The sequence below is a fragment of the Actinomadura sp. GC306 genome, from assembly GCF_004348665.1.
Classification (GTDB): Bacteria; Actinomycetota; Actinomycetes; order Streptosporangiales; family Streptosporangiaceae; genus Spirillospora.
This window is the reverse complement of the sequence record NZ_SMKM01000177.1, coordinates 1-14,168: the sequence shown is the minus strand read 5'-3', so window position 1 is coordinate 14,168 and position 14,168 is coordinate 1. Positions and strand designations below refer to the sequence as shown.

The 14,168-nt window shown below is 74.3% G+C and carries 15 protein-coding genes; 8 read left to right on the top strand and 7 right to left on the bottom strand.

The genetic code is table 11. The annotated features are described in order from the left end of the window. Positions 1 to 446, top strand: a 446-nt coding sequence (locus E1200_RS22400) for an arsenate reductase ArsC (RefSeq protein ID WP_131954028.1), incomplete at its 5' end; no start/stop codon positions are given. Continuing rightward, a complete protein-coding gene (locus E1200_RS22395; RefSeq protein WP_131954027.1) occupies positions 443 to 850 on the top strand; it encodes a VOC family protein in 408 nt (135 codons plus the stop codon). The genes E1200_RS22400 and E1200_RS22395, both read left to right, overlap by 4 nt. Here the strand turns inward: E1200_RS22395 and E1200_RS22390 are convergent. Continuing rightward, positions 847 to 1,500 (bottom strand): response regulator transcription factor, encoded by a 654-nt coding sequence (locus E1200_RS22390; protein ID WP_131954026.1) that lies wholly within the window; start codon positions 1,498 to 1,500, stop codon positions 847 to 849. The two genes, E1200_RS22395 and E1200_RS22390, sit on opposite strands and share 4 nt — an antisense overlap. Further along, on the bottom strand, positions 1,497 to 2,624 hold the full coding sequence (locus E1200_RS22385; RefSeq protein ID WP_131954025.1) for a sensor histidine kinase: 1,128 nt from the start codon (positions 2,622 to 2,624) through the stop codon (positions 1,497 to 1,499). Before E1200_RS22385 ends, E1200_RS22390 begins: the two co-directional genes overlap by 4 nt. Before the next feature lie 195 nt (positions 2,625 to 2,819). Here E1200_RS22385 and E1200_RS22380 point away from each other — a divergent pair, with 195 nt between their 5' ends. Beyond that, entirely contained in the window at positions 2,820 to 3,158 is a 339-nt protein-coding gene (locus E1200_RS22380) for a DUF6223 family protein (RefSeq protein WP_131954024.1), read from the top strand. A 70-nt stretch (positions 3,159 to 3,228) separates the two neighbouring features. Beyond that, on the top strand, positions 3,229 to 3,582 hold the full coding sequence (locus E1200_RS22375; RefSeq protein ID WP_131954023.1) for a hypothetical protein: 354 nt from the start codon (positions 3,229 to 3,231) through the stop codon (positions 3,580 to 3,582). A 7-nt stretch (positions 3,583 to 3,589) separates the two neighbouring features. Here E1200_RS22375 and E1200_RS35250 read toward each other — a convergent pair whose 3' ends face one another. The 3 genes from E1200_RS35250 to E1200_RS22360 are packed head-to-tail and all read right to left on the bottom strand — an operon-like array spanning position 3,590 to position 7,004. Then, positions 3,590 to 4,999: an MmgE/PrpD family protein gene (locus E1200_RS35250; RefSeq protein WP_131954022.1), complete on the bottom strand. Its 1,410-nt coding sequence runs from the start codon at positions 4,997 to 4,999 to the stop codon at positions 3,590 to 3,592. Next, positions 4,996 to 5,820: a cyclase family protein gene (locus E1200_RS22365; RefSeq protein WP_131954021.1), complete on the bottom strand. Its 825-nt coding sequence runs from the start codon at positions 5,818 to 5,820 to the stop codon at positions 4,996 to 4,998. The genes E1200_RS35250 and E1200_RS22365 overlap by 4 nt, the downstream gene beginning before the upstream one ends. Further along, the gene (locus tag E1200_RS22360; protein ID WP_131954020.1) at positions 5,817 to 7,004 is read right to left on the bottom strand and encodes a CoA transferase; all 1,188 of its coding nucleotides are present in this window, start codon (positions 7,002 to 7,004) and stop codon (positions 5,817 to 5,819) included. Before E1200_RS22360 ends, E1200_RS22365 begins: the two co-directional genes overlap by 4 nt. Positions 7,005 to 7,190: 186 nt before the next feature. Between E1200_RS22360 and E1200_RS22355 the strand changes: the two genes are divergently transcribed. Together E1200_RS22355 and E1200_RS22350 are read left to right on the top strand one after the other, a co-directional pair. Beyond that, positions 7,191 to 8,657, top strand: a complete 1,467-nt coding sequence (locus tag E1200_RS22355; RefSeq protein WP_131954019.1) for a dihydroorotase family protein — start codon at positions 7,191 to 7,193, stop codon at positions 8,655 to 8,657. Positions 8,658 to 8,678: 21 nt separating this feature from the next. Further along, the gene (locus tag E1200_RS22350; RefSeq protein WP_207933494.1) at positions 8,679 to 9,467 is read left to right on the top strand and encodes an IclR family transcriptional regulator; all 789 of its coding nucleotides are present in this window, start codon (positions 8,679 to 8,681) and stop codon (positions 9,465 to 9,467) included. A 53-nt stretch (positions 9,468 to 9,520) separates the two neighbouring features. On the opposite strand, the gene E1200_RS22345 is transcribed toward E1200_RS22350, so the two are convergent. Next, on the bottom strand, positions 9,521 to 10,378 hold the full coding sequence (locus tag E1200_RS22345; RefSeq protein ID WP_131954017.1) for a CoA ester lyase: 858 nt from the start codon (positions 10,376 to 10,378) through the stop codon (positions 9,521 to 9,523). A 102-nt stretch (positions 10,379 to 10,480) separates the two neighbouring features. Here E1200_RS22345 and E1200_RS22340 point away from each other — a divergent pair, with 102 nt between their 5' ends. Further along, positions 10,481 to 11,299, top strand: coding sequence for an NAD-dependent epimerase/dehydratase family protein (locus E1200_RS22340; RefSeq protein ID WP_131954016.1), 819 nt, complete (start codon positions 10,481 to 10,483; stop codon positions 11,297 to 11,299). Here E1200_RS22340 and E1200_RS22335 read toward each other — a convergent pair. Next, positions 11,267 to 12,730, bottom strand: a complete 1,464-nt coding sequence (locus E1200_RS22335) for an FAD-dependent oxidoreductase (RefSeq protein ID WP_131954015.1) — start codon at positions 12,728 to 12,730, stop codon at positions 11,267 to 11,269. The two genes, E1200_RS22340 and E1200_RS22335, sit on opposite strands and share 33 nt — an antisense overlap. A 136-nt stretch (positions 12,731 to 12,866) precedes the next feature. Here E1200_RS22335 and E1200_RS22330 point away from each other — a divergent pair, with 136 nt between their 5' ends. Next, positions 12,867 to 14,108 carry a DUF4437 domain-containing protein gene (locus E1200_RS22330; protein WP_131954014.1) on the top strand — a complete coding sequence of 414 codons (1,242 nt, stop codon included), beginning with the start codon at positions 12,867 to 12,869 and terminating at the stop codon, positions 14,106 to 14,108. Positions 14,109 to 14,168: the final 60 nt, after the last annotated feature.

Genomic DNA, 14,168 nt, shown 5'->3' with positions numbered 1-14,168 from the left:
CGCCAAGAGAAGCCGCCGCCTCCGTGCTGTTCGCCTGCACCGGCAACAGCGCCCGCTCACCGATCGCGGAGGCCCTGCTGCACCGCCGCACCGGCGGCCGGGTCGAGGTGACGAGCGCGGGCAGCCACCCCAAGCCGCGACTGCACCCCGCCGCCGTGCGCGTGCTGAGCGAGCGGTACGGCATCGACGTCGCCGACCGGCGTCCGCGACGCCTGGACGACCTCGCCGGCCGCGGCTTCACCCACGTGGTCAGCCTGTGCGACAAGGTCCGCGAGGTCTTCCCCGACTTCGGCGACCACCCCCGGCGGATCCACTGGAGCATCCCCGACCCCGCCGCGGTCACCGAAGGCCCGGCGGCTTTCGCCCGCACGGCGGCCGAGATCGACGCACGAATCGGCTACCTGATACCTCGGCTCGTCCAACCGGAACAGGAGATCCGGCCATGACCACACCTGACCAGTTCGTCGGCGTCCGCTACATCGTGGACGACGTCCAGGCCGCCATCGACTTCTACACCGCCCATCTCGGCTTCGAGGTCCGCATGAGCGCCGCGCCCGCCTTCGCCGACGTCGTCCGCGGGCCGCTGCGGCTGCTGCTGTCCGGCCCGGCCAGCTCCGGCGCCCGCGCGACGCCCGACCCCGCCGAGCCCGGCCGCAACCGCATCCACCTCGTCCTGGACGACCTCGACGCCGAGATCGACCGGCTCCGCGCCGCCGGCCTGACCTTCCGCACCGACATCGTCGCCGGCCCAGGCGGCCGCCAGATCCTGCTCACCGACCCCGCAGGCAACCTCATCGAACTCTTCGAACCCGCCCACCACCCGGCCGAACCCGCACCGGCGACCCGCTAACCGCGGGTGACCAGGCCCGATTCGTAGGCCAGGACGACCAGTTGGGCGCGGTCGCGGGCGTGGAGTTTGGTCATGGCGCGGTTGATGTGGGTCTTGGCCGTGGCGGAGCTGATCACCATGCGGGCGGCGACCTCGTCGTTGGACAGGCCGTGCGCGACGAGCGCGACCGCCTCGCGTTCCCGTTGGGTCAGCTCCTGCAGCGCCGGTCCGGAGGGTGTGGGCGGCTGGGCGACGTAGCGGTCGATCAGGCGGCGGGTGATCGACGGCGCCAGCAGCGCATCGCCCCGGGCGGCCACGCGGACCGAGTGGACGAGGTCCTCCGGCAGGATGTCCTTGACGAGGAATCCGGCGGCTCCGGCGCGCAGCGCGTCCAGGACGTACTCGTCCAGGCCGTAGTTGGTCAGGATGACCACGTGCACCCCGGCCAGCGCCGGGTCCGCGGCGATGCGCCGGGTGGCCTCGATGCCGTCCACGACGGGCATCCGGATGTCCATGAGCGCGATGTCCGGCAGGTGCTCGCGGGCCAGGGCCAGGCCCGCGAGCCCGTCCGCGGCCTCGGCCACCACCTCGATGTCGTCCTCCAGGTCGAGGAGCGCGCGAAACCCGCCGCGGATGAGGGCCTGGTCGTCGACCAGCAGGACGCGGATCACGGCGCCCGGTCCACGGGGAGTTCGGCCTGGACGGTGAAGCCGCCTTCGCCGCTCGGCCCGGCGCGCAGTCGGCCGCCGAGGGCGGCGACCCGCTCGCGCATGCCCAGCAGGCCGTGGCCCGGCGGCGCGGCGGTCTCCGGGGCGGTCTTGCCGTCGTCGTCGACGCGGATCAGCAGGCTCTCCGGACGGCGGTCGATCCGGACGGTCGCGGTCGCCGCGTCGGAGTGCCGAAGGATGTTGGTGAGCGACTCCTGCACGATGCGGTAGACGGTCCGGTCCACCGCGGCCGGGACGTCGTGCCCGTGGCCGTCGATCGTCAATGTCGCGTCCAAGCCGGTGGCGCGGGCCTGCTCCACCAGTTCGGGGACGTGATCGAGACCGCGCGGCGGCGCCGTGTCGTCGTCGCGCAGCGCCTCCAAGGTCGCGCGGAGTTCCCGGGACGCCTCCCGGCCGGCCTCCTGGATCGCGAGCAGCGCGTCCGGAACGGGTTCGCCGCGCCTGCGGGCCACGTGCACCGCGACCTCCGACCGCACCTTGATGATCGAGATCTGGTGGGTGAGGGAGTCGTGCAGTTCCCGCGCGATGCGCAGCCGCTCCTCGTCGGCGCGGCGCCGCGCGGTCTCCTCCCGCGTCCGCTCGGCCTCCGCCGCCCGCCGCTCGGCCTGCCGCAGCGCCTCGCCCGCGGCGCCGGCGGCGACCAGCCAGGCCAGTTCGAGCGCGCCCCGCGCCCGCGCGAACGCCTCGCCCGTGTCGTGGAGCCCGGAGGCCATGGCCGCGGCGGGGAGGGCGGCCAGCAGCAGCACGCTCGCCGCCGCCGTGACGATCCGGTGCCCGGCCCGGACGGCGGCGTACACCGCGAACAGGAACGCCACGGCCGGGACGTCCAACCCGGCCGCCTGGTACCCCACCGCGCACACCCCGGTGACGGCCAGGACCGGGACGGGCGCGTGCCGGCGCGCGGCCAGGGCGAGGCCCCCGGCGGCCAGCAGCGCATATCCGAGCAGGTCGGGGGCGGCGGTGGAGGACCCGCCGGAGAGCCCGGTGACCAGGAGCGCCGCCGCCACGCAGCCGGCGATCGCCCAGTCGATGGCCGCGGCCCGCGCGCCCGGCCGTCCCGTACCCATGCGCGCACCATAAACCGGATGAGCCTGGCGGCGACTCCTGCCCGCGGATGATCGCCCGCTACCGCGCACGCGGTAGCGCGCCCCCGTTTGCGGCGCGCGTGGCAGCGCGAAGTGTCCGCGCCTGCGGGACGACCGGCGGCGGGCCCGGCGGACATCATCGGCGGACATCCGGCCGTGAACCCGAAGGAGCACGAGATGTCCGTCCAATACGTATTCGCTCTCATCGACGCCTACGCCATGGGCGCCGGACGGCTCGGGTCCTCCGTGGCCGGGCTGGCGGGGCTGACCGGGATCGTCATCGGCGGACTGGCGCTGGCCCGCCCCGCCGGCGGGCGGAACCGGGCCGCCGTCGCGCTGGCGGCGGGGTCGGCCGGCATCGTCCTCGGCGGGCTGGTCGCCGTCACCTCCGACGGCGGCGTCGGCACCGGCAACGGTCTCGGCGGCGCCTACGTCGCCGTGGCCCTCGGCCTGATCGCCATGCTCCTCGGCGGCCTGGCGCTCGCCCGTGCTCGCCGCGGGGGTGGCTTGGCTTAGGCGGTGTTGGTCGTTCCGTGCTAGTACTACAGCTTGTAGTACTCGATCTTTCCTCCCGGAGGTCATTGCCTTGGAGTTCGTCCGGCTTCTGCTGCTGTTCTTCCACTTCGTCGGCCTCGCGGTGCTCATCGGCGGCTTCCTCGCCCAGCTCCCCGAGGCGCGGCGCGGTCCGGTCCGTCCCGCGACCGGGATGCTGCACGGTGCGCTCACCCAGCTCGTGACCGGCGTCGCGCTGGTCGGCGTGCTCCAGGGTGCGCTGGACGCGGAGGTGGACAACGTCAAGATCACCGTGAAGCTCGGGGTGGTGCTGGCCGCGCTCGTCCTCATCCTGCTGGGACGCCGCCGCCCCCTCGCCACGCCCGTCTTCATGGCCATCGGGGCGCTAGCGGTTCTCAACGTCGGCGTGGCCGTCTTCTGGACGTGACGAAGGATCAGCGGAGCAGCGACGTCAGGGCCTCAAGGTCGTCGAGAGTTGCCAGGTCGTAGGTCAGGTCGGTGATCTCGGCGGCCCGGGTGGCAGGCACGTGGCGGGTGGCGTTCAACTCGAACTTGGTGGCCAGTTCGTCCGGTGACAGCGGATTTTCCGGGCCGCCCCGATTGCTGTTCACGCGTTCCTCCAGGAGGGCGCCGCCGCGTGTGCGAACGCGCAGGACGGCCGGGAACGCGTGCGGGAAGATCGCGTCGCAGCGGGCGTCGGGGACGCAGCGGACCTTCGCCGCCAGCGCCAGCCGGGCGGGGTCGGCGGCGGCCTCGTCGGTGAAGTCCTCGTGGAACACCCCGAGCCCGCCGCCGCCCAGCAGCGCCGCCGCGACGGTGTACGGGCCGGAGAACGCCGCGTGGTACCCCGACTCCGGCCGGGCCTTGTCCTCCGCGGGTTCGCCGATGGTCCGCAGGACGGGCGTGGGCGCGCCCAGCTCGATCTCCGCTACGTCGGCCGGGTCGAGGCCGCGGGCGCGGAGCCGGAGGGCGGCGTCGATCCCGGCGTGGGTGAAGTGGTTGCACGGGTACGGCTTGAAGAACACGCCGGGCAGTTCCCAGTGCTCGCCGAGCCGGTCGGTGAGCGCGGCGGGGTCGGCCCGGTCGCCGCAGAACGCCTGGAGCAGCCCGAAGCGGCCCTCCAGGACGGTCGGCGGGCCGGTGATCCCGGTGCGGGCGAGCCCGGCGGCGGTGACGCCCGCGTGCGCGGCCCAGCCGCAGTGGATCCGCTTGACGGTGCCGCCGGTCCGGTTGGCCTCCAGGATGCCCGAGCCCATGCTGGCGGCGATGCCGAGCGCGTCGGCGATGCCGCCGGCGTCCAGGCCGGACAGCATCGCTGCGGCGGCCGCCGCGCCGAGCGCGCCGCAGATCGCGGTCGCGTGCTGGCCGCGCTCGAAGAACACCGAGTTGCCGAGCTCCCGGTCGTAGCCGGCCATGCCGAGCCGGACGGTGATCTCCACGCCGGCGCCGGCGGCGTCCAGCAGGGCCGCCCCGGTGGCGCCGCGCGCCTCGGCGACCGCGAGCGCGGCGGGGACCACGGACGCGGAGGGGTGCAGCACGGACGGCAGATGCGTGTCGTCGAAATCGAGGGAGTGCGCGAGCGTGCCGTTCAGCAGGGCCGCGCTCGGCTCGGGGAGGCGGGCGCCGGTGCCGATCGCGGTGGCCCGTCCCGCGCCGCCCCATTCGGTGACGAGTTCGCCGACGGCGCGGGCCGGGGGCTGCGCGGTCGCGGCGAGGCTGTTGCCTAGGACGTCGAGGACGCGGCGTGCGGCGTCGGCGCGGAGTTCGGGCGGCAGGCCGTCCCGCCGCACCCGGTCGGCGAGGGCGGCGAGGCGCTGGACGGGCGTCTTCTGATCGGAGGTCACGTCGTCACCGCCGCGAGGGGGCGGACGGGCGAGCCGGTGCCGCCCCTGATCCGCAGCGGCGCCAGGAGGAAGGCGAACTCGTGCAGCCCCGCCTCGGCGAGCTCCTCCAGGTTCAGGTGCTCGATGATGAAGATCCCCGCTTCGACGAGCAGGACGCGGTGCACGGGCAGGACGGCGTGCCCGGCGCCGGGCCGGATCCGCTCGTAGGCGGTGGTGTCGGCGCCGGTCGCGACGACCCCGCGGGCGGCGAGCCACTCGGCCGCCTCGACGGTCGCGCCGGGGACGCCGCTCTCCCGGCCGAGGTAGGCGGTGGCGTCGCCGAAGAGGCGGGCCCAGCCGGTGCGGATCAGCGCGACCTCGCCCGCGCCGGGTTCGGTGCCCGCGCGCTCGGCGGCGCGTTCCAGGTCGTCGGCGGTGACGCCGTAGCCGGGCGGCAGTGTCTCGACGCCGTGGACGGCCGCGACGTCCAGCAGGACTCCGCGCCGCAGCAGCCCCGGCAGGTTCTCGGCGCCGTGCACGGTGAACTCGCCGCCGAGCTGCGCCTCGGCCGCGTCCGCCCCGCCGTGCAGCAGCCCGTCGTGGCTGACGTGCGACAGCGCGTCGATGTGCGTGCCGACGTGGCCGCCGGTCACGATGATCTCGTTGGCGGCCGAGCCGCCGTCCAGGCGCTTCATGTCGCCGTGCCGCCGGATCAGCGTCATCCGGAAGCCGGGGTGGTTCGGCGAGCAGGGCATCCCGGTGAAGAACGGGTGGCCCAGCTCGATCAGCCGGACCCCGCCGGCGATCGCGGTGAGCAGCGGGTCGATCGGGCGGGCGGTCAACGGATCACTCCCTTGGCGCGTAGTACCGCCTGTTCCGCCTCATCTGCCCCGTAGCGGGCGAGGATCTCGGCGGTGTGCGCGCCGAGCGGCGGACCGGCCCAGTCGATCCGGCCCGGGGTCTGTGACAGGCGGAACAGGACGTTCTGCATGCGGATCGGCCCGAGTTCGTCGTCCGGGACGGTCGCGATCGTGCCGAGCGCCGCGAACTGCGGGTCGGCCATGACGTCGGCGGCGGTGTAGACGGGCGCGACGGCGGCCTGCGCCTCCTCGAACGCCGCCACGACCTCGGCGCGGTCGCGGGCGGCGATCCAGGAGCCGACGGCCTCGTCCAGCTCGTCGGCGTGCCGGGCGCGGTCCGCGCCGGTCGCGAACCACGGCTCGTCGATCAGCTCGGGCCGGCCGACCAGCCGCATCACCCGCTCCGCGATCGACTGGGCGCTGGTGGAGACCGCGACCCAGCCGCCGTCCCGGGTCCGGTAGATGTTGCGCGGCGCGTTGTTGTGGGACCGGTTGCCGGTGCGGCGCTGCAGTTCGCCGAGCTGGTCGTAGGCGATGATCTGCGGGCCGAGCAGCGTCAGGATCGGCTCGATGATGGCGAGGTCGACGACCTGCCCGGTGCCGGTGGCCTCCCGCGCGCGGAGCGCCGTGAGCACGGCGTACGCGGTGGCCAGCGCGGCGATGCCGTCCGCCAACCCGAACGGCGGCAGGGTCGGCGGGCCGTCCGGCTCCCCGGTGATCGCCGCGAACCCGCTCATCGCCTCGGCGAGCGTGCCGAAGCCGGGACGGCCGGCGTAGGGGCCGGTCTGCCCGAAGCCGGTGACGCGGGCCAGCACCAGCCGCGGGTTGATCTCGCGCAGCGCGTCGTAGCCGAGCCCCCAGCGCTCCAGGGTGCCGGGCCGGAAGTTCTCGATGACGACGTCGGCGTCGGCGGCCATCCGGCGGAACAGCTCCTGCCCCTCGGGCGAGCCCAAGTACAGGGTGACGGACTTCTTGCCGCGGCCCAGCATCTTCCACCACAGCCCGACGCCGTCGCGCTGGGCTCCGTGGCCGCGGACGGGGTCGCCCTTCGGGTGCTCGATCTTGATGACCTCGGCGCCGTAGTCGGCGAGCAGCGTGGCGGCGAGCGGGCCCGCGAACAGCGTGGCCGCGTCGAGCACGCGGACCCCGGACAGGGCGTCGGTCATGCCACCACCTTCCTTGCCGTTCCGATGAGAGGAACGGCCGACTCGTTTCACGCTGACAGGAGGAGCCGTTTCAGGTCAAGTGGGGAACGGCCATTGACCTCAGAGGCCATGAACGTCAGGCTGGAGCGACAGCTGATTGTTCCGTTCAGCGGAACACAGCGCGGCCCCCGGATGGGAGAGGCGACGATGGCGACGACCGAACTGCTGATCAAGAACGTCCGGGTGGTCCGTCCCGAGGCGCCGGACGGCGACCCCCCGCTGCTGGACATCGCGGTCGACGACGACGTCATCACCCGGGTGGCGCCCGCCCTGCCGGACGACGACGCGGCCACCGTGGTCGACGGCGGCGGCCGGCTCGCGTTCCCCGGGGTCGTGGACGCCCACCAGCACTGGGGCATCTACAACGACCTCGCCACCGACACCCGCACCGAGAGCCGGGCCTGCGCGCAGGGCGGCGTCACCACGTCCCTCACCTACATGCGCACCGGCCAGTACTACTTGAACAAGAGCGGGCCCTACCGGGAGTTCTTCCCGGAGGTGCTCGGCGCCGCGCAGGGCAACGCCTACGTGGACTACGGCTTCCACCTGGCGCCGATGACGGCGGAGCACATCGGGGAGATCCCGCGGCTCATCGAGGAGTTCGGCGTCACCTCGTTCAAGATCTTCATGTTCTACGGGGGGCACGGGCTGCACGGCCGGTCCAGCTCGCAGAGCGACTTCCTGATGACGCCGCCGGGCGAGCGCTACGACCTCGCGCACTTCGAGTTCGTGATGCGGGGCGTCCAGCGGGCCCGCGAGGCGCTCACCGAGTACGCCCCGCACGTCTCGCTGTCGCTGCACTGCGAGACCGCCGAGATCATGACCGCCTACACGGCGATGGTCGAGCGGGAGGGGGCGCTCTCCGGTCTGCGGGCCTACAGCGCGTCCCGCCCGCCGCACTCGGAGGGGCTGGCGGTGACCATCGCCGCCTACCTCGCGCACGAGACGGGCCTGCCCAACATCAACCTGCTGCACCTGTCGTCCGGGAAGGCGCTCTCGGCCGCCCTGACCATGGCGGACGCGTTCCCGCACATCGACTTCCGCCGCGAGGTCACCATCGGGCACCTGCTCGCCGACGTCGACACCGCGCACGGCCTCGGCGGCAAGGTCAACCCGCCGCTGCGCGAGCGCGCCGACGTCGAGGCGCTGTGGCGGCACGTCCTGGCGGGCGAGGTCGACTGGGTCGTCAGCGACCACGCCTGCTGCCGGGACGAGATGAAGTTCGGCGCCGACCGCGACGACGTCTTCCTCGCCAAGTCCGGGTTCGGCGGGGCGGAGTACCTGCTGCCCGGCCTCGTCGGCGAGGGCGTCAAGCGGGGGCTGTCGCTGCAGCGCATCGCCCGGCTGACCGCGGGGAATCCGGCCCGCCGCTACGGCCTGGGCGGCAAGGGCGACATCGCCGAGGGGTACGACGCCGACATCGCGCTGGTCGACCCGGACTCCGCCTGGACGGTCCGGGCCGCCGCGTCGGAGTCCGCGCAGGAGTACACGCCGTTCGAGGGGTTCGCCATGACGGCCCGGGTGACGGACACCTTCGTCCGCGGCCACCGCGTGTACTCCGGCGGTGAGGTGACCGGCCCGCCCGTCGGCAGGTACGTGCCGCGGGGCCGCTGAGGCGTCCCTAGGATCATTGCCGTGAGCGACCGGACCCGGAACGCCGGCGCGCAGTCCGGGACGGAGGTCGCGGGGCGCGTCGCCGACGTGCTGCTGCTGTTCGCGGGCGGGCCGCGGAGCCTCGGCGTCAGCGCGATCAGCCGCGAGCTCGGTGTCTCCAAGGCCGTCGTGCACCGCATCCTGCGCTCGCTGGTGTCGCGGGAGATGCTGGAGGACGACCCCGGCACCGGCCGGTACCGGCTCGGCTCCGCCGCCGTGGCGCTCGGCGTCAGCGCGCTGCGCGGCGCCAACGTCCGGGACGCGGCCGCGCCCGTGCTGCGCCGGCTGCGGGACGAGACGGGCGAGACCACCACGCTGTCCGGCCTGGTCGGGGACGAGCGGGTCTACCTCGACCAGTTCGAGAGCCCGCGGGAGGTCAGGATGACCGTCGAGGTCGGGCGGCGGTTCCCGCTCTACGCCGGCTCGTCGGGGAAGGCGATCCTCGCGTTCCTGCCGGCGGAGCGGCGCGAGGCCGTGCTCGCCCGCCCCCGCACGGCCCTCACCGCCCGCACCGTCACCGACCCGGGGGAACTCCGCGCCGAACTCGCCGCGATCGCCGCGGACGGGACCGCGGTGTCGCTCGGCGAGCGGCTGCCCGACGCCGCCTCGGTCGCCGCGCCGCTGCCCGGCCCGGACGGCGCGGTGCACGGCTCGGTCAGCGTGTGCGGCCCGCTGCACCGCTTCACCCCGGCGGAGATCGAGCGCTACCGGAACCTGGTCCGCGCCGCCGCCGGAGAGATCGCCCGGGTCTGGGACGCGGCGCGCCCCTGACCGCGCGCCTGCCCGCGCGCCTATCCGCGCGGCGGAACCGGGGCGGGCAGCGGTCACCGGCCCAGCTCCAGGACGCGGCGCGCCGAGCGGATCACGGCCTCGTCCAGCAGCCGGCCCTTGTCGTCCACCGACACCGCGCTGCCCTCGGCCAGCGCCCGCTCGTGCCGCTCCACGACGTCCCGCGCCTCGGCGAGCGCGCCGGGGCTCGGGGTGAAAACCTCGTGGACGACCGGGATCTGCGCCGGGTGGATGCAGGCCCGGCCGAGGAAGCCCATCCGGAACAGCGCGCGGGTCGACTCGCGCAGCCCGTCCAGGTCCCGTATGTCGACGCTGACGGGGGCGAGGGGCGGGGCGATCCGGGCGGCGGCGCTGACCGCGACGACCGTGGAGCGCGCCCAGAGCAGCTCGCGTCCGTCCGGGCCCGGGACCACGCCGAGGTCGGCGGCCAGGTCGGCCTCGCCGAGCTGCAGCCGTGCCACCCGGGGGGCGCGGGCGATGCGCGCGGCGTCCAGCAGCGCGGCGGCCGACTCCAGCAGCGGCATGATCCGCAACTCGCCGGGGGGCAGCCCGGCCGCCTCCTCGGCCTCGGCCATGACGCGGCCGAGCGCGGTCACGTCCTCGGCGCTCTCGGCCTTGGCCAGGCACAACCCGGCCACGGCCGGGCCGATGACGGCGCGGGCGTCCAGGTGTCCCGGCTCGCCGGGGTTGACCCGCACCCAGACCTTCGGGCCGCCGGCCGGGCGGCCGAGCGCGCCGAGCCGGGCGGCCACCGCGGCGCGGGTGCTCTCCTTCGCGGCCTGCGGCACCGCGTCCTCCAGGTCGATGATCAGGGCGTCCGCGCCGCGGCCGGGTGCCCTGGCGAGCATGTCCGGTGCGTTCCCCGGCACGTACAGGTATGAGCGGGCGATCATACGAAGGTTCTCCTCTGCGGGGGGCCGGCGATATGTGCCAGAGTAGGGAAACAGCGTTTCCATTTCGAGGCCCGGTGCCGGGCCACTGTTGGGAGGCCCCCTGTGCGGTACGTGGTCGTCGGGTGCGGGAACGTCGGGATGGAGCTCGCGCGGCGCTGGACGGAGCGGGGGCACACGGTCGTCGGGACCACCACGTCCCCCGGCCGGGTGGACGAGGTGCGCACGGTCTGCTCGGACGTCGCCGTCCTGCGCGGCTCGGACGAGGCGGCCCTGGCCGCGGCCGTCAGCGGCGCCGACGCAGTGGTGCTGACCGTGAGCCCCCGGCTGTCGCACTCCTTCGACGCCGCCCAGCGGGTCGCCGAGTACGCCGACACCCTCGCGGGGACCGCGCGGACCGCGGCCGCCGTCCACCCGCGCGTCGTGTTCACCAGCTCGACGTCCGTCTACGGGGCGGGCACCGGGACGCTCATCGACGAGGACACCCCCACGACCGAGGACGACGACGCCTCGCCCCGCAACTTCATCGCGGCGGAGCGGGCGGTGCTCGCCGCGCCGCGCGGCGCGGTGGTCCGCATCCCGGACGTGTACGGCCACCCCCGCGACATCGACTACCCGGCGCGGGTCCGGTTCGCCCACGAGCGGCTCGGCGGGAGCGTCCCGTTCGCGGCCGGCGCGCTGCTGTACCGGATCGACTACCGGGACGCCGCCGCCGCGCTCGACTTCGTGGTCACCGAAGGGCTGACCGGCGTCTACAACGCCTTCCCGGACGCGGAGGTGCCGCCGACGAACGCGGCGGCGTTCGGGGAGATCTGCAAGGCCGAGGGGCTGCCCGAGCTGACCTACCGGGGCGAGATCAGGACGCCGGAGGTGCCGGTGTCCTCGGCGCGGCTACGCGCCGCCGGGTTCGCGTTCGCCCACTGAGGTGGGCGCTGAGGCGGGCGCGGAGGCGGGCGCCCCCGCCAGGTGCCGGCCGACGATGCGGCCGAAGGCGAGCGCGGGCGTCAGGCACATGCCGGAGCAGAACGCGTTGCCGTTGACGGCGGCCGAGCCGATGACCTCCCCCACCGCGTACAGGCCGGGAACGGCGCCACCGTCGGCGCGGCGCACCCGGAGCCGGGCGTCGACGTCGATACCCGCGAAGGTGATCAGTGTGACGGGGTGGTTCTCGACGGCGTAGAACGGCGGCTCGGCGATCGGCGCGGGCAGGTGCCGGCGGCCGAACGCGGGGTCGGCGCCCGCCGCGACGGCGGCGTTGTACCGGGCGACCTCGGCGGTGAGGCCGGCCGGGTCGATGCCCGCGCGCTCCGCCAGCTCCGCGAGCCCGGCGGCGCGGTGCAGGCCGCGCCTGCGGCCGCAGCGGGCGTCCAGGTCGGCGGGCGTCCAGCCGTGGACCATGGGGCGGGACTCCCGCAGCGCCCTGGCGTCGAACACCATCCAGAACGTCATCCGGTCGACGCCGGTGAGGACGCGCTCCTTGCGGTCGATGCTCGGCTCGTCCTCCGCGATCCAGCGGCGGCCGTGCCGGTCCACGTAGATCTCCCACGGCGGGCGCTCGGCCGCGACGAGCTGCGGGCGGTTCAGCCAGTCCACCCGCGGGTCGTCGCCCTCCGGCGGCAGCCCGCCGAACGTGGGGATGTACTGCCCGAGGCCCTGCAGCCCGGCGCCGATCCGCCGCGCCATGCGCAGGCCGTCACCGGTGGACGTCGGTGCGGCGGACGTCGTCAGCGGCGCGCCCTCCAGTTCGGCGAACAGGTCGGGCGCGTGGCCGAACCCGCCGGTGGCGAGGACGACGGCCGGTGCGGGCGTGCCTCGGCCGTCCTCGGTGGTCACGCCGGTGACGGCTTCTCCCTCGGTGCGGAGTCCGGTGACGCGCGTCCCGGTCCGGACGGTGACGCGGCCGTCCTCGGTGAGCGGCCGCAGCAGGCGGCGCAGGGTGCGCAGGATCGCCGGGCCGCCCGGCGTCTCGGCCGCGTGGACGGTGCGCGGCGTCGTGTACGGCTCGTGCCCGTAGACGATGCGGGGGGTGGCCGGGTCGATCTCGAACCCGGCGGCGAGGAGCCAGTCCAGGACGGCGGGCTGCTCGGCGAGCGAGAGCCGGGTGAGGTCCTCGCGGCCGGTGCCCCGGCTGATCCGCCGGATGTCGGCGAGGTGCCGTTCGGGGTCGTCGGCGATGCCGCGCTCCCGCTGGGCCGAGAAGCCGCCCGCGGACAGGTGCCCGCCGGAGTACGGCAGCGCACCGCCGATGTCGGCGGCCTTCTCCAGCACCAGCACCCGCGCCCCGGCACCGGCCGCCGTGATCGCGCACGCGAGCCCGCCCGGCCCGGCGCCGACCACGATCGCGTCGAACCCCATGGCGACCTCCCCTGTTCCACTCAGGGAAATAGTGTTTCCCTAGGAGCGGAACCGGGTCAAGACACCGGACCCTTGCCTCCCGCTGCGAAACAATGTTTCCTATAGCGAAACAGGACCGCGGAACGGAGACGAGCACGTGCGACCCCACGTCGAGCTGATCCAGGAAGACGACTACGTCTGGCACGCAGCCGAGCTGGTCGGCGGGGAGGGCAGGGCGAGCGAGCGCCGGCTGTCGGTGGACGAGGAGGACGGCTCGTCCTCGCTGCGGCTGGACTTCCACACCGACTGGGGACGCGGCCCGGGCATCCACCACGCCAACACCGAGTACTACGTGCTCGAAGGCTCGATGACCTACGGCGGACGCGAGATCGGCAAGGGCGGCTACGTGTACGCGCCCAAGGGCGTCCCCACCGACTTCATCACCTTCACCGAGGGCACCCGCGTCCTGCACTACCGGGAGTACGGCGACGCGGGGTTCGACCCCGTGGACGGGCTGAACGCGCCCCGCTGGAAGGACGCCTACGAGGACGTCATCGTCATCGACAGCGAGGCCATGACGTGGGACGCGGTGCCCAAGGCCGGCCCTATGCCCGGCCTGTTCATCAAGTACCTGCATGTCGATCCGGTCAGCGGCTTCTACACCAGGCTCGTGCACGCGCAGGAGGGCTGGACCGACCACCGCCTAGCGCACCACCCCTGCTACGAGGAGGCGTACACCGTCCAAGGCCACATGGAGTACAACTTCGGCACCCTCGACCTGGGCACGTACTTCTTCCGTCCGGCGCGGGTGAAGCACGGGCACTTCACCACCCAGGAGGGCGGCGCGACGTGGCTGCTGCGCTCCGACGGCGAACTCGTCAACTGGTACACGCAGAACGAGTGGGTGCGCTGGGGCGGTGTGGCCGTCAACTACGCGCCCGGCGGCGGGCGGATGCGCTGGTCCATGGCGTCGCACGACCTGGGCCGTGGGACGGCGGGCCGCTCCGAGCGCGACCTGAAAGAGCTCCAGGAGGCCGTGCTCTACCAGCGTGAGCAGGGCGAGGTGGACGACGACTACGTCCAGCACGGCCACGGCACCGACAAAAGCGCCCTGGCCATAGCCAAGGCCCTGGACGCCGCCCGCCTACAGGCAGGCCACGGCCACGACCACGACGACCACGGGCACGCCGACCACGACCACGACCACGACCACACGAACCTGAACTGGGGCGCCGACCCCACCGCCCTGGAGCACGCCGACGAGCGCACCGACCGCCTACGCCACAACTGGGGCGCCGGCCGCCCCTGGCGAGAGGGCGACCCGATCCCCGCCCCAATCCTGTCGAGCCTCCCCGTCCGCAGCCGCTCAACGGGCCGCTGGGACGCCGACGGCATGTAACCGCCCCCGTTGACTTGCGGCGTGTTGTTGTTATGGGAGGCGGGATAACAACAACACGCC

Bases quoted from the DNA above. Each gene is read 5' to 3' on its own strand.
- E1200_RS22360 (WP_131954020.1), bottom strand. From the start codon at position 7,004: ATGACCGACGCCCTGTCCGGGGTCCGCGTGCTCGACGCGGCCACGCTG.
- E1200_RS22355 (WP_131954019.1), top strand. From the start codon at position 7,191: ATGGCGACGACCGAACTGCTGATCAAGAACGTCCGGGTGGTCCGTCCC.
- E1200_RS22345 (WP_131954017.1), bottom strand. From the start codon at position 10,378: ATGATCGCCCGCTCATACCTGTACGTGCCGGGGAACGCACCGGACATG.
- E1200_RS22395 (WP_131954027.1), top strand. From the start codon at position 443: ATGACCACACCTGACCAGTTCGTCGGCGTCCGCTACATCGTGGACGAC.
- E1200_RS22385 (WP_131954025.1), bottom strand. From the start codon at position 2,624: ATGGGTACGGGACGGCCGGGCGCGCGGGCCGCGGCCATCGACTGGGCG.
- E1200_RS22335 (WP_131954015.1), bottom strand. From the start codon at position 12,730: ATGGGGTTCGACGCGATCGTGGTCGGCGCCGGGCCGGGCGGGCTCGCG.
- E1200_RS22380 (WP_131954024.1), top strand. From the start codon at position 2,820: ATGTCCGTCCAATACGTATTCGCTCTCATCGACGCCTACGCCATGGGC.